This window comes from Pantoea hericii (assembly GCF_014155795.1).
Classification (GTDB): Bacteria; Pseudomonadota; Gammaproteobacteria; order Enterobacterales; family Enterobacteriaceae; genus Pantoea; species Pantoea eucalypti.
The window spans coordinates 476,052-493,719 of the sequence record NZ_SCKV01000002.1 but is presented as its reverse complement, the minus strand read 5'-3'; the positions used below and the strand labels follow the sequence as shown (position 1 = coordinate 493,719).

Sequence of the window (17,668 nt, the reverse complement as noted above, 5' to 3'; positions counted from 1 at the left end):
CATTACGCTGATGTGGCGTATTTAACGCATCAAAATATAAACAGAGGATGAGACAATGACAGTTATTAACCAAGCAACGTGCAGATTATTTACCGAAGTCGGCAATACCACGCAGTTAGTCGCCTATTACGAAGAAGGGCGTCGTACCATGTGGATGATGTTGCGTGCACAGCCCCGTCCGAGTTTCAACCATGAACTGATTGAGGAGATCATGAACCTGAGCTATGCCGCTCAGCGTTCGGGCCTGCCAATCGACTTCTGGGTCACCGGGTCACTGGTTCCGCAAATGTTCAACGCCGGTGGCGATCTGCGCTTCTTTGTTGAGTGCATTCGCAACAACCGCCGCGAGGCGCTCCGGGCTTATGCGCGTGCCTGCGTGGACTGCATCCATTCTGCAGCACGCGGTTTTGATACAGGCGCGGTGACGCTGGCGATGATCGAGGGCAGTGCGTTAGGCGGCGGATTCGAAGCGGCGCTGGCGCATCACTTCATCCTGGCGCAAAACAATGCACGGATGGGCTTCCCGGAAATTGCTTTTAACCTGTTCCCTGGTATGGGCGGCTACTCACTGGTGGCACGTCGTTCCGGCATGAAACTGGCCGAAGAGCTGATTTGTGAAGGGGAGTCTCACAGCGCTGAGTGGTATGAGACGCGTGGACTGGTCGATAAGGTCTTCCAGCCAGGCGACAGCTATCGTGCCACTCGCACCTTTATCGACACGTTACGGCCTAAACTCAATGGCGTGCGGGCGATGCTGAAAGCGCGCCAGCGCGTGCTGCAATTGTCACGCGCTGAGCTCATGGATATCACAGAAGATTGGGTCGATTACGCGTTTACTATCGAACCTAAAGATATTGCTTACATGGAACGCCTGGTACAATTACAAAACCGCCACAGCGCATCACTGCGTAAAGCGGGTTAATCCGGACCAGCATTAAACGCGGGCAGGATGCTTAGCCAGCCAATGCCCAAATTGTTCCGCGGGCATTGGTTTTGCGTAATAGTAACCCTGACGCCCATCAACACCACTTTTAAGCACGAACTTCTCTTCATCCGGCGTCTCAATACCTTCTGCAATCACCTGCAAATCAAGCGCCTTCGCGACGGCGACGATTGCACGCACCAGCGATTGTGATACCGGCTGTTTATTGATGTCGCGGATAAAGCTTTGATCGAGCTTAATCGCATTGATCGGCACACGTGCGAGCTGAGAAAGCGAAGAGTAACCGGTGCCAAAATCATCCAGATGAACCTGTGCGCCCAGCTCCTGAAACTGTTTCATCAGCTTCAGCGCTTCAGTTTCATTCTCAATCAGACAACTTTCTGTGAGCTCAATATCAATCGGACAATCAGTGATATGCGCCTCATGCAGTGCCTGTTTCAGATCGGTGTAGATACTTTGGTCGAGCAGCTGACGGGCAGACACATTGACAGCGACGCGCAGGAAAATGCCCTGCTGACGCCAGACGACAATCTGCTGAAGCACGTTGAGCATTACCCAGCGTCCCAGCGGCACAATCAGCCCCGACTCTTCGGCATAGGGAATAAAATCTGCGGGCGAAACCATACCTCGCTCTGGTGAGTTCCAGCGTACTAATGCCTCGGCGCTGCGAACCTGTCCATCGCTATCAATTTTGGGCTGGTAATGTACCAGCAGATGATCGAGTTCAAGCGCCTTGCGCAGGTTGGTGTCCAGCCACAGATACTCAAAGACCCGCTGGTTCATCTCGGCGGCAAAGACACAGAACTTGCCGCGACCATTCTCTTTAGCGTGATACATCGCGGTGTCCGCGTTACGAATCAGGCTCTCTCTATCTTCGCCATGCAGCGGTGCGAAAGCGATGCCGATGGAACAGCCACTGTAAACTTCAATCAGTCCGATACGGAAAGGCTGTCGCAGGCGCTCAAGAATGCGGGAGGACATCGCCTCCAGCGCAGCCTGGCTGGTGTGTTCAGCCAGCACCACAAACTCATCGCCACCCAGGCGACCCAGCGTCTGGTCCTTACCCAGACAGCTAAGAATCGCGAGAGAGACCGCCTGCAGTAATTGATCGCCGAACATATGACCGTAGGCGTCGTTCACTTTTTTGAAATTATCGAGATCGAGATAGACGACACCGGTCTCATCATGCCCGGCGCGCTCCAGCGCCAGGCTAATCTGCTGATGAATGGCGTTGCGATTAGGTAAACCGGTGACCGTATCGGTGTTTGCCAGCACCCGGAGGCGTTCCTGGGCACGTCGCTCCTCGGTAATGTCTGTACCAGAACAGATGAGGAAAATTTCATTTTTGCCGCTGCCGCTGTGAACAAACTTATTACGAAACAGAAACAGTCGCTGGCCCTTTTTGGTTTTAACCCAGCGCTCCACCTCGTACGAGTTACCGTCACGGAAGAAGCCTGCAATGTTGCGCCGCGACTGTGAGGCTTCCTGCCGGGTCATAAACAACTGAAAGACATTTCGGCCTATAACTTCATGTTCATTCAGACCGGTATATTCTTCACTCAGGCGGTTAAAACGCTGAATATTGCCACGCTGATCGAGGATAACAATCACTGAATTAGCTTCAGAAACCACCTGTTCGGCGAATGAAAGGCCCAGGGTCAGGTCACGGGCGACTGCAGACGTATCTCCCCAGGCAGAAGCAGTTCCGGCCCAGGAGGCCTGGTTAACTTTACGTCCGACAAAATGCATTGGCACATCAATGCCTTGCAGGGACATGGTCAGATTGATACTTGAAGTAATGACGGGCATTGCGCGGATCATTGCAGCCTGGCCGGGTGTCAGCGGCAGGGCGATATTAGTTTGTGACGACTCATCTTCGGCAAAATGCAATGCATCGCTGTCCGCGGTCAGACGCCAATGAGGGCTGGTTGTACCAAAAAGGGTGTACAACAACGTTTGCCCTTGTTCATCGGTCATGGAAACTTCCTCCGGGAAGTGCTCTGCAGGCGTTATCTCATTATTTTAGCAACAGTATTCATCATCTGAGGCAAGCACAAGGTGCAAACCAAATATATTTTCCCATCCAGATAAGAATGGCACAAAAAAGCCCCGACGGTGCGGGGCTGTTCAGTGCGTTCAGCAGGGACATTTGCCCAGTTTACCGGCCTGGCTGGGGAAGCGCGCATCCAGGCAATAACGGTGAAAATCGCGCTCGCTCATCGGCGCCTGTCCGGGATGATGCCGTCGCATATGCTGCAGATATTTTTGATAATCCTGCACCCCGACCATTAAGCGAAAACATTGTTGCAGGCCGCGCCAGAATCCCCGCCAGCTAAACCTCTGCGGCGGAGAAGCAGCAATCACATTACAGTGCAGAATCTGCCAGTCACCGTGTGGACGGTGGACCTGATGAATAGCATCAGACATGGCGCACCTCCTTGTTGCGCATTGCTACCGGCGTCTCGCGGGTGGTCGGCACCGAGCTGTTCAGTGCACGACGAATGACAAAGAATGCCGAGATCAGCATGGTGACCGCCACCAGCATAAAGAAAGCACACAGCGCGGCGTTAATCTGATTGCTGAACACGATGGTCTGCATATCCGCCACGCTTTTTGCTGGCGCGATGATCACGCCTTCATCCAGCCCTTTGCGGAATTTATTCGCCTGCGCCAGGAAACCGATAGAAGGTTTCTCATGGAAGATTTTCTGCCAGCCCGCGGTCATTGAGGTGATAAACAACCAGACGGTCGGCAGAATCGTCACCCAGGCGTAACGCTGCTTTTTCATTTTGAAGAGCACCACAGTACCGAGAATCAGCGCCATCGAGGCCAGCATCTGATTGCCGATACCAAAAAGTGGCCACAGGGTATTAATGCCGCCCAGCGGGTCGACCACGCCCTGATAAACAAAGAAACCCCAGCCTGCAACGGCGACTGTCGTGCCCGCCATATTACCCAGCCAGGAACGGTTGTTCGCCATAGAAGGCACCACTGTTCCCACCAGATCCTGCACCATAAAGCGGCAGGCGCGGGTACCGGCATCGACCGCGGTCAGGATAAATAGCGCTTCAAACAGAATGGCGAAGTGATACCAGAATGCCATCATCGCCCGACTGTTGAAGATCTCGGTAATAATATGGGCCATTCCCACTGCGAAGGTAGGTGCGCCGCCTGCGCGAGAGAGAATGGAACCTTCACCGACATCGCGGGCGATGCCACTCAGCATTTCTGGCGTGACCACAAAGCCCCAGCCATTAATGACCTGAGAGGCGCTCTCAACGGTGGTACCAATCAGCGCGGCAGGGGAGTTCATGGCAAAATAGACGCCGGGATCCAGCACCGAGGCACAAATCAGCGCCATGATCGCCACAAAAGACTCCATCAGCATCGCGCCATAGCCAATAAAGCGGATATGACTCTCCCTCTCCACCAGTTTTGGTGTAGTGCCGCTGGAGACCAGCGCATGGAAGCCTGAGATTGCTCCGCAGGCAATGGTAATGAACAGGAACGGGAACATCGCGCCGGAGAATACCGGACCGGTACCGTCGATAAATTTGGTCACTGCTGGCATTTTCATCTCTGGCATGGCAAAGACGATGCCCACCGCCAGGCCGACAATCACGCCTATTTTAAGAAAAGTGGAGAGGTAGTCGCGCGGTGCCAGCAGCAGCCAGACCGGCAGCACAGAAGCAATAAAGCCATAGATGACGAGAACCCAGGTCAGCGAGGTGCCTTTCAGGGTAAAGAAGGGGCCCCAGTACGGATGTTGTGCGACGTCGCCGCCATAAATAATCGCCGCCATCATCAGCACAAAACCAATCAATGACACTTCGGCGATTTTACCGGGGCGGATAAAGCGCATGTAGACGCCCATAAACAGCGCAATCGGAATGGTGGCCGCGATAGTGAACAACCCCCACGGGCTGTTTGCCAGTGCCTTCACGACGACCAGCGCCAGCGCCGACAGGATGATGATCATCACGCCCAGCGCGCCGAGCATCGTCACGACACCAGCGAATGCGCCCAGCTCCTGCCGCGCCATTTCACCCAGCGAACGGCCATCACGGCGGGTCGAGATAAACAGGATCAGGAAATCCTGAACCGCGCCTGCCAGCATCACCCCGACCAGAATCCAGATAGTGCCCGGCAGAAACCCCATCTGCGCGGCCAGAATCGGACCGACCAGAGGACCGGCGCCCGCAATGGCCGCGAAATGGTGGCCAAACAGCACCCATTTATTGGTGGGAACATAATCCAGTCCGTCGCTCAGCCGCTCGGCAGGCGTCATCCGGCGATCGTCCAGTTCAAAAATATTGCGGGCGATAAACAGGCTGTAGAAGCGGTAAGCGATGCTGTAACAGGCGACAGCGGCGATCACCAGCCAGACTGCATTGACGTGTTCGCCGCGGCTGAGGGCCAGCATGGCGAAAGCGCCCGCGCCGATTAACGCCACCACTAACCAGATCACACTGGTTTTGACGTTTTTCATGACTAACTCCTTGTGAGGACCGAGAGGAAAGCGATCGAAAACAACGAGTTAAACTTAATGTAATGGAATGTAAGTGAAAGTTAATCAGTGGAGAAGTGTGAAGCGGGGTACAAATTTAACTTTTTTGCAATCAGAACGGGGCGGGAAAGGGCGGGATAACCAGTGTTATCCCGCTTGTGTCAGCGCTTAAATACGCGACATTCAGACGGCGGGACGGGCCACGACGCTGCGAGTTTCCATGCGGACTTCGGCGATGGTGACATCAATCACGTCGGTCACACGGTAAACCACGTCACCTTTGATCTGTACGCTGCCATTCTCCTGACTTAAGACCAGCTCATCACGCACCGCGTGAATGAACGGTGCCGGGATAAAGGCAACCGCACCAAACTCGACCAGGCGAACACGCATGCCGCCACGCGACACGTCGATAATCTCGGCGCTGAAACGACGATCGGTAGCCGCAAAGGGTGCAAGATAACGGGCGTAGAGCCAGTCACCAACGTCACGTTCCGCCATCCGGTTCAGGCGACGGCGTTCACTCATCGTTACCGTCACCGCATCATCCGGACGTGCGATCGACTCACCGCGAATAATTGCTTTAAGCAGACGATGGTTGATCATGTCGCCGAACTTACGAATCGGTGAGGTCCAGGTAGCGTAAGCCTCCAGACCCAGACCGAAGTGCGGGCCGGGCTCGGTGCTGATCTCAGCGAAAGTCTGGAAACGACGGATACGGCTATCAAGAAACTGGGTCGGCAGGGCGTCCAGCTCACGACGCAGCACACGGAAACCTTCCAGTGTGGTGATCGCCTGTGCATCCACGTTAATACCATGATTCGCCAGTACCGCCGCAGCCTGTTCAGCATTGGTGGCATCGAAACCGGCATGCACGTTGTAAATACCAAAGCCCAGACGATCACGCAGCACTTTTGCCGCGCAGACGTTGGCCAGAATCATGGACTCTTCAACGATACGGTTAGCGATGCGGCGAGGTTCAGCCACAATTTCCAGCACTTCGCCTTTATCACCGAGCAGGAAGCGGTAATCCGGGCGGTCCTTAAACACCAGCGCGTGGGTCTGACGCCACTCGCTGCGCGCCAGGCAAAGGCGGTGCAACAAACGAATCTGTTCAGCAATCGCCTCGCTTTCTGGCTGCCAGGTGCCGCTGTTTTCCAGCCAGTCAGAGACATCGTCATAAGCCAGCTTGGCTTTAGACTCGATCCAGGCAGCAAAGAACTCGACGTCATCACCCAGGGTGCCATCGGCAGCTACCGTGACGCGGCAGGCCAGCGCCGGACGACGCACATTCGGACGCAGCGAGCAGACATCATCAGAGAGTTCGCGCGGCAGCATCGGGATATTAAAGCCCGGCAGGTAGTTGGTAAACGCACGCTGTGCCGCCAGCTTATCAAGCTGACTGCCCTCTGCCACATAGGCGGTCGGATCGGCGATAGCGATAGTCAGACGCAGGGTGCCGTCGTCCTGTGCTTCTGCATAGAGCGCATCATCCATATCCTGGGTGCTGGCGCTGTCGATGGTGACGAAATCCAGCGCGGTCAGATCTTCACGCGTCAGGTTTTCATCCATCATCTCGCCAAAGCTGACATCAGGTGCTTCACGCTCAAGGTTATGACGCGACAGCGTCACCCACCACGGAGCAAGATGGTCATCAGCTTTGACAATAAAATCGGTAAGTTCGGCATAGAAGCCGCGATCGCCTTTTAACGGATGGCGACGCATTTCTGCTACTGCCCAGTCGCCATTCTCAAACTCATGGCTGACATCGCGTGCGGGGCGACACTGAATCGCATCTTTCAGCAGGGGATGGTCCGGCACAATCGACAGGCGATCGTCTTTCTTCTGCACCCGACCAACAAAGCGGGTCAGGAACGGCTCAACCAGCGTTTCCGGCTCAGCGCTTTCGCGATCTTTCTCGCTATGGATCACAGCGGTAATACGGTCACCATGCATCACTTTCTTCATCTGCGGGGGCGGAATGAAGTAACTTTTCTGCGCATCGACTTCCAGAAAGCCGAAGCCTTTTTCGGTGCCTTTAACGACGCCTTCAGCTCGAGGCGTTTGCGAATGGAGCTTCTGTTTCAGCTGCGCGAGCAGCGGGTTATCCTGGAACATAATTTTTACGTTTCGTGGCCTGATTGCGGCTGACAGTTTTACGCGATTCGGCGGCGCGCGGCAAGGCAAAAAGCCGGACGAACCGGCTTTTCAGAGAGGAGTGAAAGGGAGGTCAGGCAATGCGCTGTTCAGGCAGTGCCGCTGACAGTTCCAGCTTCACCGGCACCGACTTAGAGGTCGGTGTGCCACTGCCATCACCAAAGCTGTTCAGCGGCACCAGCGGGTTGGTTTCCGGGTAATAAGCCGCCAGATTACCGCGCGGAATATTATAGGGAACCAGTTTGAAGCCGCTGACGCGACGGGTAATGCCATCATTCCAGAGTGTCTCGATATCGACATTCTGACCTTCGGTGAAACCAAGGTCTGTCATATCATCCGGGTTGATGAACACCACTTCGCGCTGACCAAACACGCCACGGTAACGGTCATCAAGGCCGTAAATCGTGGTGTTGTACTGGTCATGTGAACGCAGCGTCTGAAGAGTGAAAGGGACCTCTTGATCCAGATTCGGGAACAGCGAGGTCGGCAGCGCCGCGGCATTGAACTCTGCTTTCTGGCTCGGCGTATTGAAGCGCAACTCGGCAGCGGCATTACCCAGGTAGAAACCGCCGGGGATATCACATTTCGCATTGAAGTCGGCAAAGCCCGGAATCGTTGCCGCGATATGCTCACGAATCAGGTTGTAATCACCGGCCAGCTCGCGCCATTTCACTTTCTCATCACCCAGCACCGCCTGCGCGATACCGGCAACAATCCAGGTCTCAGAACGCTGTGTTTCCGCCAGCGGAATACCAATCCCTTCAGAGGCGTGCACCATGCTAAAGGAGTCTTCCACGGTAATAAACTGATTGCCGGTCGCCTGCAGATCGCGTTCGGTGCGGCCCAGCGTCGGCAGAATCAGCCCTTCATGACCCGGCACCAGATGGCTGCGATTCAGTTTGGTACTGATATGCACAGTCAGACCACAGCGTGACATCGCTTCTTCGGTGCGCGGTGAATCCGGCGCAGCCGCAGCCAGGTTGCCACCCAGCGCGATCAGCACTTTGACTTCATCACGCAGCATCGCGTTCAGCGCTTCAACGGTGTTATGGCCCGCGGCACGTGGTGGCTCGAAATTGAAATGATTACCCAGCGCGTCCAGGAACGCTTTAGCCGGTTTCTCATCAATCCCCATGGTGCGGTTACCCTGCACGTTGCTGTGACCGCGAACCGGGCAGAGGCCTGCGCCTTTTTTGCCCAGTTGACCAAACAGCAACTGCAGGTTGGTGATTTCGCGAACCGTGTCTACCGAGTGTTTGTGCTGGGTGATGCCCATTGCCCAGGTACAAATCACCCGGTCAGCGCTCTGGTAAATCGCCGCCGCTTCACGGATCTGCGCCTGCGTCAGGCCAGACTGCGCCACAATCTGCATCCAGCTGGTGTTATCCACCGCATCCAGATAGGCCTCAATGCCATTGGTTTTAGCATTGATAAAGGTCTGGTCAAACAGGCCACTTTCACCGGCTGCCAGACGCGCGCGATGGGTCTCCAGCAGGGATTTCACCATGCCGCGCACCGCCGCCATATCACCACCCAGATTGGGCTGATAATAAGACGAGCTGATGTTACCCGCTTTTGAGGTGACGACTTCCAGCGGCTTCTGCGGATCGGCAAAACGTTCCAGACCGCGCTCGCGCAGGGTATTAAAGGTGACGATCTTCGCACCATGATCGGCAGCATGACGCAGGCTGTGCAGCATACGCGGATGGTTGGTGCCGGGATTCTGACCGAAGACGAAAATCGCATCGGCGTGATCGAAATCATCCAGACGAATCGTGCCTTTACCGACGCCAATACTGCGCTTCAGACCGGTGCCGCTGGCTTCGTGGCACATATTCGAGCAGTCAGGGAAGTTATTGGTTCCCATCAGGCGACCAAACAGCTGATAGAGCCAGGAGGCTTCGTTGCTGGCGCGACCGGAGGTGTAAAGCTCCATCTGATTCGGATGATCCATCGCCTTGATGTGCTGCGCGATCAGCGCAAACGCATCTTCCCAGCTGATCGGCTCATAGTGGTCAGTTTCCGCGTTATAGCGCAGCGGATGAGTCAGACGCCCCTGATACTCCAGGAAGTAATCACTCTGGGTATAGAGCGTGGTTACGCTGTGTTTAGCAAAAAAGTCGGTGTCGACCATGCGGCGCGTCGCTTCCCAGGTGACCGCTTTGGCCCCGTTTTCGCAGAAGCTGAAGGTACTTTTGTTGTCATCACCCCAGGCGCAGCCCGGACAGTCAAAACCGCGTGCTTTATTCATGCGCATCAGGTTGCGCATATTTTTCAGGGCCGCTTTGCTGTCAAGCACGAAACGCGTGGTGGCTTCCAGAGAACCCCAGCCGCCCGCAGCCGCGCGATAGGGTTTGATTTGGCGTTTAAATTTCATAGTGAGTGCAGGCTTTTATAGTAGGCATTATTGTTTGGTGTTTGTTATCAGGTTATAGCCTGATGGTGAAAGGAAGTCTGCAGCTATCGTTATACCTTGTCTAATTGATTGACATAATGGTGCGATAGCTGGCGTTTATCGTGAACAGGCCTGAAATGTGATGGTGCTCAGATTTTACCCGCCTTAAACCGGCCGATAACGGGAGTTCTGCTGACAACAGGCTAATACTTGCTGTTCACAATCAGAGAGAGCGTGACGCCATGAAACAGCTGACCAGCCAGATCCATGCGTTTGGCAAAGCATTGATGATGCCCATCTCAGTCATCGCGGCCGCCGGTATTTTTCTCGGACTGGCGGCGGCGATGCAGAATCCGGCGGTAACCGGCGATGCTTTTGCGCAGATGCAGATTCCCCAGATAATCATTGGCTTTATTCGCAAAGTGGCAGGCGCGCTCTTTGCTAATCTGCCCGTCTTCTTTGCGGTAGCAAGTGCCATCGGTCTGGCAAAAGCAGAAAAACCCACGGCCGCCTTTGCCGCAGTGATTGGCTACATCGTGATGAATGTCGGCATCAGCGCCACGCTGGCGGCGAAAGGGATTACGGCGGCGACGACCACACCGGCAGCCCTGCAGCAGGCGGGAATGGATCAGACCACCGCCATGATGACCTCGGCGGAGTACATCAACATGCTGGGTGTCTTCACTTACAACATGAGCGTGCTGGGTGGGGTCATTGCCGGACTGATCACGGTGGCGCTGCACAATCGTTTTTACACGCAGCAACTGCCCACGGCGATCAGCTTTTTTGGCGGACGGCGTTTTGTGCCGATCATTACCGTGGTCTGTCTGCCGCTGATTGGCGTGTTACTGGCGCTGATCTGGCCGACCATTGGCAATGGCATCGCCTGGATTGGACAGATGATTGGTAAAAGCGGCCAGTATGGCGCGTTTCTGCTGGGGGCCTTTGAGCGCATTTTGATTCCCACCGGTCTGCATCACATCCTCAACGAAACCGTGCGCTTCACGCCGATTGGCGGCATGGCGGTGGTCGATGGTCAGACGGTTGTCGGTGCGCTGAACATTTTCAACGCCTCGCTGACCCATCCGGGATCGATCCCCGATGAGACGTTGCGCACCGCCACGCAGTTTCTGGCTCAGGGCAAGATTCCGGTCATGATGTTTGGCCTGCCCGCGGCGGCGCTGGCGATCTATCACACCGCGCGGCCTGAACATAAACAGCGGGTCAAAGCGCTGGTGATGGCGGGCGCACTGACTTCTTTCACCACCGGCATTACGGAACCGCTGGAGTTCTGCTTTATCTTTGTCTCGCCAGTGCTCTACCTGCTGCACGCTTTCCTGACCGGCCTGTCGTTTATGCTGATGTCGATGCTGCATCTGATGATCGGCAACGTGCAGGGCGGCGTCATCGACCTGGTGGTGTTCGGCATGCTGGGCGGGGCGAAAACCCACTGGTGGTGGACGCTGGCGCTGGGCGTAATCTATGCGCCGATCTACTACTACGCTTTCCGGCTGGTGATTACCCGAATGAATGTGGAAACACCGGGCCGGGAGTCGGAGGATGAAAAACCGCAACAGGTGACCGCGGATGAACGCACGCAGGTGATTATTAGCGGACTGGGTGGGCAGGCCAACATTGAGGATGTCGATTGCTGCTTTACCCGTCTGCGGGTTCGGGTTAAAGAGATGAATCAGGTGGTCGATCAGACGCTGATGAGCACCGGTGCGAACGGTGTTAATCGTGTCAGCGAGCACGACATTCAGGTGATCTATGGCCCGCAGGTTGAGAAGATCGCAAATGAGGTAAAAATGGCGTTGGGTGTTGCATAACCCCAGCTCATTTCAGGCGTGAGCATCACGTTAACCGCCCGGTGCAGCGGGCGGTTTGCACCATTCCTGGTGGAGATACTGACCACTGCCCACCCGCCTATTGTAACTAAAAAAATCCTTACCCTAATGGGGCACCTCTTTCTGCCGATATAGCGATTAATCCCCTCATTACTGGAACACCGCAATGTCGTTAAAAAAATCTTCCCTGATGATATTTTCCTTCCTGCTGGCCTTGTTTCTGACCAGCGTGGCAATCAGTACCTGGCTCCTGATTCAGAGCAATCACTCCCTGAATGCGGTTAACAAAGAGATCCGTGTGGTGCTCTCAGTGATTGACCCGATCAACCACAGCCGAACGCTGCGTGTCCGTCTGATGGAATATATGAAGGAGATTGAGGGCAGCGACGCAAACAATCCCGCCACGCTGGACAGTGTGCGGACCGTAGCCGGTAAAGCGGATGCCGCATTTCAGGCCTACATGAATGCGCCGCGTCTGCCGGGCGAAGAAGCCGAAGCTGACGCCTATAGTCAGGCTTATCTGGCCTATCGTCAGCAGGGACTACAACCCTTAATTGATGCCGCTGAGGCGCATGATCAGGTGCGCTTTAAAAGTCAGATCCCTAACGTGGTTCGCCTTGATCGCCAGTACGAAATCATTCTGGATCGGGTGCTGGCCCAGCATGAAACGTATGCTAAAAAGCTGAACAGCGATGCCCAGAGTCACTTCACCGCCGGCATTACGCTGCTTGGGCTGTTTGGCGTCCTGTTTTTTGCCATTATTATTGCCATTTACATCTTCATGAAGCGCTACGTACTTTCACCGCTTAATGACGCGCAGGAACACTGCAAACTGATTGCGGCGGGTGTGCTGGATACCACGGTACCGGCCAGGTCAGGTTCACGCAGCGAAATTCAGCTGCTGATGGGCTCACTGGAGCAGATGCGCAGTGCGCTGACCACCATTATTCTGCAGGTGCGTGATTCAACCCGCTCCGTTTCCACCGCCTCGCAGGAGATTGCAGCGGGTAACATCGATCTTGCCTCGCGTACCGAACAGCAGGCCGCCGCACTGACTGAAACGGCGGCCAGCATGGAGCAACTGGGCGCCACGGTGAAACAGAATACCGAAAACGTCTTTGAAGCCTGCCGTCTGACCAGTGAAGCGGTGAAGAATGCGGAGAGCGGTGAAAAAGTCTCGCAGGAAGTGGTGACATCAATGGCGTTGATTAATGCCAGCTCGAAGAAGATTGAAGAGATCACGACCGTTATCGACAGCATCGCTTTCCAGACCAATATTCTGGCGCTGAACGCAGCCGTTGAAGCCGCCCGTGCAGGTGAGCAGGGACGTGGCTTTGCGGTAGTGGCAGGGGAAGTGCGTAATCTTGCCCAGCGCAGCGCCACCGCTGCCAAAGAGATTGAAGGGCTGATAGCAGAATCGGTTTCGATCATTCATGCCGGTTCTGATCAGGTCAGCCGGACCGGTGATGCCATGAGCGCGATTATCTCCTCGGTCAGCCGCGTCAATCTGCTGATGGAGCATATCTCCACGGCCTCTGATGAACAGAGTCGCGGCATCGGTCAGATTGAGCAGGCCGTCACCGAGATGGATAGCGTTACTCAGCAGAACTCGGCGCTGGTGCAGGAGTCTGCGGCGGCCTCTGCCTCGCTGGAAGAGCAGGTACAGTACCTGACGCAGTCGGTCTCCACCTTCCGGCTGGCAACGCATTAATCAGCCCACTCTGCGCTGAGTGTATGCAGCGCAGCGTGCTGAGCAGCGGGCTGCTAAGTAAAGCATGGCAGAGAGGGGCGAGTTTGACGCAGCGCCTTGTCGCGGGCAGAGATTCGGCGGATTATAAGGCTTTCCATTGAACACAGGGTCGTCATGCTAACCAGCACCCATGGCCGCAGCAATAGCGCCGATACCCGACTCGCCTGCACGCTTGCCGCTGCTGCAGGCGCGCTGAATACCGCAGCCTTTGAGATCGTCGGTTTTTTTTCAGCCAACATGACAGGGAATGTCTCGCTGTTGTCCGATCATCTGGCAAAAGCGAATCTGGGGCCCGGCCTGTTTTTTCTGTCGATCGTCCTGTTATTTATTGTGGGTTCCCTGTTTTCGACCCTCGTCATTAATGCCGGGCACCGCAGAAACATCCGCACTATCTATGCGTTTGTCATCCTGCTGGAGGGCACCGCGCTGATTGCGCTGGGCGTGATCGAGAATCACTTTCCGCCGCTGTCACCTGGCGTGGTGTTAATCACGAGCCTGAGCTTCCTGATGGGGTTGCAAAATGCGGTTGTTACGCGGATCTCTAATGCACGTGTTCGTACAACCCATATTTCTGGCACAGCGACCGACATCGGCATTGAAATGGCGATGCTGTTTGAGGTGCTACGGCGTAAAACCTCGCCGAAAGATGCACCGCTATATCTGGACCGGCTGCGACTACACACGCTGACATTGCTGGCTTTCCTCGCAGGAGGAATAGCCGGAATCGGGCTTTACCGGCTGTTAGGCTACGATTTTTTGCTACCGGTGGGGTTCGGCTTAATCTGTCTGGCGCTGAATGCCATATTCACTAAACCCGCGAAAACAGCGGTCGTGAAGATGTAGAGGGGCATACGCTCTGCCGCTTTTCAGGGCACATCGGTTGCTGATTCATCGTTCCCCTTGCGCCAATGAACCGTGCGGTTAAAACTGCCATAGTTAAGCAGGGTAACATCTCACTTTTAACTCGGGTTGACTCTGACAGCGAGACAGTGACGAAAACACGCTTTAACCTGCAGATGGATAAATAACATCGACATTAAACAACTGATCTACCTATGTAATCTGGAGCGTGAACGCCATTTCGGGCGGGCCGCAGAAGCCAGTTTTGTTACACAGCCAACGCTCTCGATGCGCCTGAAAAACCTGGAGCGCGAGCTGGGCCTGCCGCTGATTAACCGCAGCAATAACTTTGCCGGATTTACGCCAGAGGGCGATCGCGTGCTGGCCTGGGCGCGTGAAATTGTTTCGGTGTATCAGGGGCTGAAGCTGGAAGTTGAATCACTGAAACATGGGGTGAACGGCACGCTGCGGGTTGGCGTGGTGCCGCAGTGCAGCATGGCGCTGCCGTTGCTGCTGAAAGCGGTGCAGGCGCGTTATCCCCAGCTCGACTACCGCATTGCGGTACTGAGTGCTGATCAGCTGCTGGAAGCGCTCAATAGCCACACCGTGGATGTCGGTATCGGTTTTTTCGAGATGGCGACGCTACGGGAACTCCATTTTCAGACCGAGATGCTGGCAGACCGGGGCGCTGAAGCTGTATTCCATCCCGACCATTTCCCCGAGCTGGTGGGGGGAACCCCGCTGACGCTGGATGAACTGGCTCAACAGCCACTTTGTCTGGCGGAGCCCACGCGCTATTTCCGCCGCTACATTGATATGGCGTTTCGCGAGGCGGCACTGGTGCCGCGAGTGATCGTTGAGAGTGCCTCTATTATGCAACTGATGCAGTGTGCACAGGTCGGGCTGGGGTTGCTGGTGTCGCCGGTTGGTCACCTGCTGCCCGCTTCACTGCAGGGACTGCAGCAGCGCGCCATTACGCTGCCGCCGATGGCACGTCAGGCGGCACTGGTGATAGCCGAACCTGGCCGTGCCACACCGCTGGCACAGCACTTTTTCGACGAAGCGCGTGGTCTGCTGCCGGTATAACGCAGTTACTTCGCCTCGCCCAGCGCGTAAAACAGGCGGCTGTTCCAGTTGCCTAGCGCAACACGCTGTATTAGCGCGAACAACGCTTCAGCCTCCCAGCCTGCCTCCATCAGCGGTTGCAGGTGGGCGGCGCTGAATCGCTCAGGTGACCGGGTCAGCTGTACCGACAGCGCAATAATCAGCTGTTCTTCACCTTTTGACGCCGTCTCCTCCACACCCTCAATCAGGATGTCGTTCCCGTCCAGCAGCCGGAACGCCCAGCGACTGCCCAGAATACGCGCAGCGGTTGCCTCGGCCAGCGTATCCTCCTGAGAAAGATGCTGACACAGCTGCGCCCAGCCATAGAGCGCCGAGGGATCATGGGCCAGCAGCCATACCGCCTCCTGCATGCCGGGCAGAGACTGACAGCGGGTAACGGCAGCGAGCTGCTCAGCACTGGCATAGCGCAACTCCAGCGGTTTCAGCACGGGCTGCCAGCGGGCAGGCTGGTCAAAACCGGTGGAATCAGCATCAGGGGGCAGGGAGCTGCCCGGCAGCCAGCGTACCGGCTGACCCTGCAGCGCCTGCAATCCGGCAACCACGCGTGCCTGGTAACTGACAAACCCGATCACCTGATTCAGCGTGACAATATCGGGTTCAGTCAGGCCGACCGCATCGAGGGCGGTGATCGCGCTCGCGTTGATGAGCTCAGGCTGCATCGCCAGCTGGCGGGCATACTGTGTAATCTGGGTCAGGCGATTATTACTCTCGCGTGAGGAGTCGGGCCCGGGCAATGGATTTAATCGGGCAGAGTAGTGATTACACAACCGCTGCACGCCCGCGACCTGCGCGACGGTTAGCGCAGTACTGAGGCGATCGTAGAGCGTTAGTGTATGGGTGAGTGAGTTGTTGACGCGATCAGGAAAAAGCAGTTGTGCCAGATCGCGCGCGGCCAGCAGGGCCGGCTGATGCGTGCGCAGCAGTGACTGCACTACGGTGTTATCGGCGTAGCATCCCAGCAGAAAACGGTCATCAATATGGGCAGCCTCTGGCACCAGCGGTGCGGCCTGAGCAATACGTGGACTGGTCTGGCTTTCATAAAACCAGTGGTTATGGCCCGGATAGCGGCGTTGTTCCATGATCAATCCTTTTGCAAAATCGGGTTCGGCATGCAGGCGGCAAAGTCTGAAAATGTGCATAAACCGAAGGTCAGGCTTATCGTCGCTGATGGGCAGGCCGGGGCAAAAGAATGATCGGTGATAATTAATAGCGTTACGGTATAACGGGAGCGAAATCAGGCAGGAAGAGCGAGGCGGGGATAAAGAGAAGGGCGAGCCAGGCTCGCCCTTGCGGAACTTATTTCAGTTCCAGCTCGTTCATTGCAGCGATGCTAAAGCCGCCATCAACGTGTACCACTTCACCGGTGATGCCGCCAGCCAGATCAGAGCAGAGGAATGCTGCTGAGTTGCCAACATCTTCAATGGTGACAGTACGGCGAATCGGGGTGACCGCTTCGCAATGCGCCAGCATCTTACGGAAATCTTTGATGCCTGAAGCTGCCAGGGTGCGGATTGGACCCGCAGAAACGGCGTTAACACGCACGCCTTCCGGCCCCATGGCGTTCGCCATATAACGCACGTTAGCTTCCAGCGACGCTTTCGCCAGACCCATCACGTTGTAGTTCGGGATTGCGCGCTCAGCACCCAGGTATGAGAGGGTCAGCAGCGCAGACTGTGGATTCAGCATCTCGCGGCACTCTTTGGCCATCGCGACGAAGCTGTAAGCACTGATATCATGCGCGATTTTAAAGCCTTCACGAGTCACGGCGTTCACGTAGTCGCCTACCAGCTGGTCGCCAGGCGCGAAACCGATAGAGTGAACGAAACCGTCAAATTTTGGCCAGGTTTTTGCCAGTTCAGTGAACAGAGATTTGATGCTCTCATCTTCAGCTACGTCACATGGCAGCACGATGTCTGAACCCAACTCTTTGGCAAACTCTTCCACACGACCTTTTAACTTGTCGTTCTGGTAGGTGAAAGCCAGTTCTGCGCCCTGTTTGTGCATCGCCTGTGCAATACCGTAGGCGATGGAAAGTTTACTGGCAACGCCAGTAATCAGAATGCGCTTACCGGAAAGAAAACCCATAGCTGTAATCCTTATGGTC

General features: G+C 55.6%; 12 protein-coding genes. 5 read left to right on the top strand and 7 right to left on the bottom strand.

The features are described 5' to 3' along the window. Positions 1 to 55 precede the first annotated feature (55 nt). On the top strand, positions 56 to 922 hold the full coding sequence (locus H7K52_RS05920; protein ID WP_003853843.1) for a crotonase/enoyl-CoA hydratase family protein: 867 nt from the start codon (positions 56 to 58) through the stop codon (positions 920 to 922). A 12-nt stretch (positions 923 to 934) separates the two neighbouring features. Here the strand turns inward: H7K52_RS05920 and pdeR are convergent, their stop codons facing one another. From pdeR to H7K52_RS05895, 5 genes are all read right to left on the bottom strand, one after another. Then, complete coding sequence (gene pdeR, locus H7K52_RS05915; protein WP_182629822.1) at positions 935 to 2,920, bottom strand: cyclic di-GMP phosphodiesterase; 1,986 nt, start codon at positions 2,918 to 2,920, stop codon at positions 935 to 937. Between the two features lie 159 nt (positions 2,921 to 3,079). Continuing rightward, on the bottom strand, positions 3,080 to 3,370 hold the full coding sequence (locus H7K52_RS05910; RefSeq protein ID WP_003853839.1) for a YbdD/YjiX family protein: 291 nt from the start codon (positions 3,368 to 3,370) through the stop codon (positions 3,080 to 3,082). Then, positions 3,363 to 5,432: a carbon starvation CstA family protein gene (locus H7K52_RS05905; protein ID WP_008925270.1), complete on the bottom strand. Its 2,070-nt coding sequence runs from the start codon at positions 5,430 to 5,432 to the stop codon at positions 3,363 to 3,365. Before H7K52_RS05905 ends, H7K52_RS05910 begins: the two co-directional genes overlap by 8 nt. A 201-nt stretch (positions 5,433 to 5,633) precedes the next feature. Next, positions 5,634 to 7,568 carry an exoribonuclease II gene (locus tag H7K52_RS05900; RefSeq protein ID WP_182629821.1) on the bottom strand — a complete coding sequence of 645 codons (1,935 nt, stop codon included), beginning with the start codon at positions 7,566 to 7,568 and terminating at the stop codon, positions 5,634 to 5,636. A 112-nt stretch (positions 7,569 to 7,680) separates the two neighbouring features. After that, positions 7,681 to 9,984: an FdhF/YdeP family oxidoreductase gene (locus H7K52_RS05895; protein ID WP_039660145.1), complete on the bottom strand. Its 2,304-nt coding sequence runs from the start codon at positions 9,982 to 9,984 to the stop codon at positions 7,681 to 7,683. A 260-nt stretch (positions 9,985 to 10,244) separates the two neighbouring features. On the opposite strand from H7K52_RS05895, the gene H7K52_RS05890 reads away from it, so the two are divergent. From H7K52_RS05890 to H7K52_RS05875, 4 genes are all read left to right on the top strand, one after another. Then, positions 10,245 to 11,831, top strand: a complete 1,587-nt coding sequence (locus tag H7K52_RS05890; protein WP_140033364.1) for a PTS transporter subunit EIIC — start codon at positions 10,245 to 10,247, stop codon at positions 11,829 to 11,831. Between the two features lie 184 nt (positions 11,832 to 12,015). Next, positions 12,016 to 13,560 (top strand): methyl-accepting chemotaxis protein, encoded by a 1,545-nt coding sequence (locus H7K52_RS05885; RefSeq protein WP_003853826.1) that lies wholly within the window; start codon positions 12,016 to 12,018, stop codon positions 13,558 to 13,560. A 153-nt stretch (positions 13,561 to 13,713) separates the two neighbouring features. Further along, a complete protein-coding gene (locus H7K52_RS05880; protein WP_008925266.1) occupies positions 13,714 to 14,442 on the top strand; it encodes a YoaK family protein in 729 nt (242 codons plus the stop codon). A gap of 186 nt (positions 14,443 to 14,628) precedes the next feature. After that, a complete protein-coding gene (locus tag H7K52_RS05875) occupies positions 14,629 to 15,525 on the top strand; it encodes a LysR family transcriptional regulator (protein WP_033743061.1) in 897 nt (298 codons plus the stop codon). Between the two features lie 5 nt (positions 15,526 to 15,530). On the opposite strand, the gene H7K52_RS05870 is transcribed toward H7K52_RS05875, so the two are convergent. Beyond that, positions 15,531 to 16,643, bottom strand: a complete 1,113-nt coding sequence (locus tag H7K52_RS05870) for a CMD domain-containing protein (protein WP_008925264.1) — start codon at positions 16,641 to 16,643, stop codon at positions 15,531 to 15,533. Positions 16,644 to 16,860: 217 nt separating this feature from the next. Then, positions 16,861 to 17,649, bottom strand: a complete 789-nt coding sequence (gene fabI, locus H7K52_RS05865) for an enoyl-ACP reductase FabI (protein WP_003853816.1) — start codon at positions 17,647 to 17,649, stop codon at positions 16,861 to 16,863. Between the last annotated feature and the right edge of the window lie 19 nt (positions 17,650 to 17,668).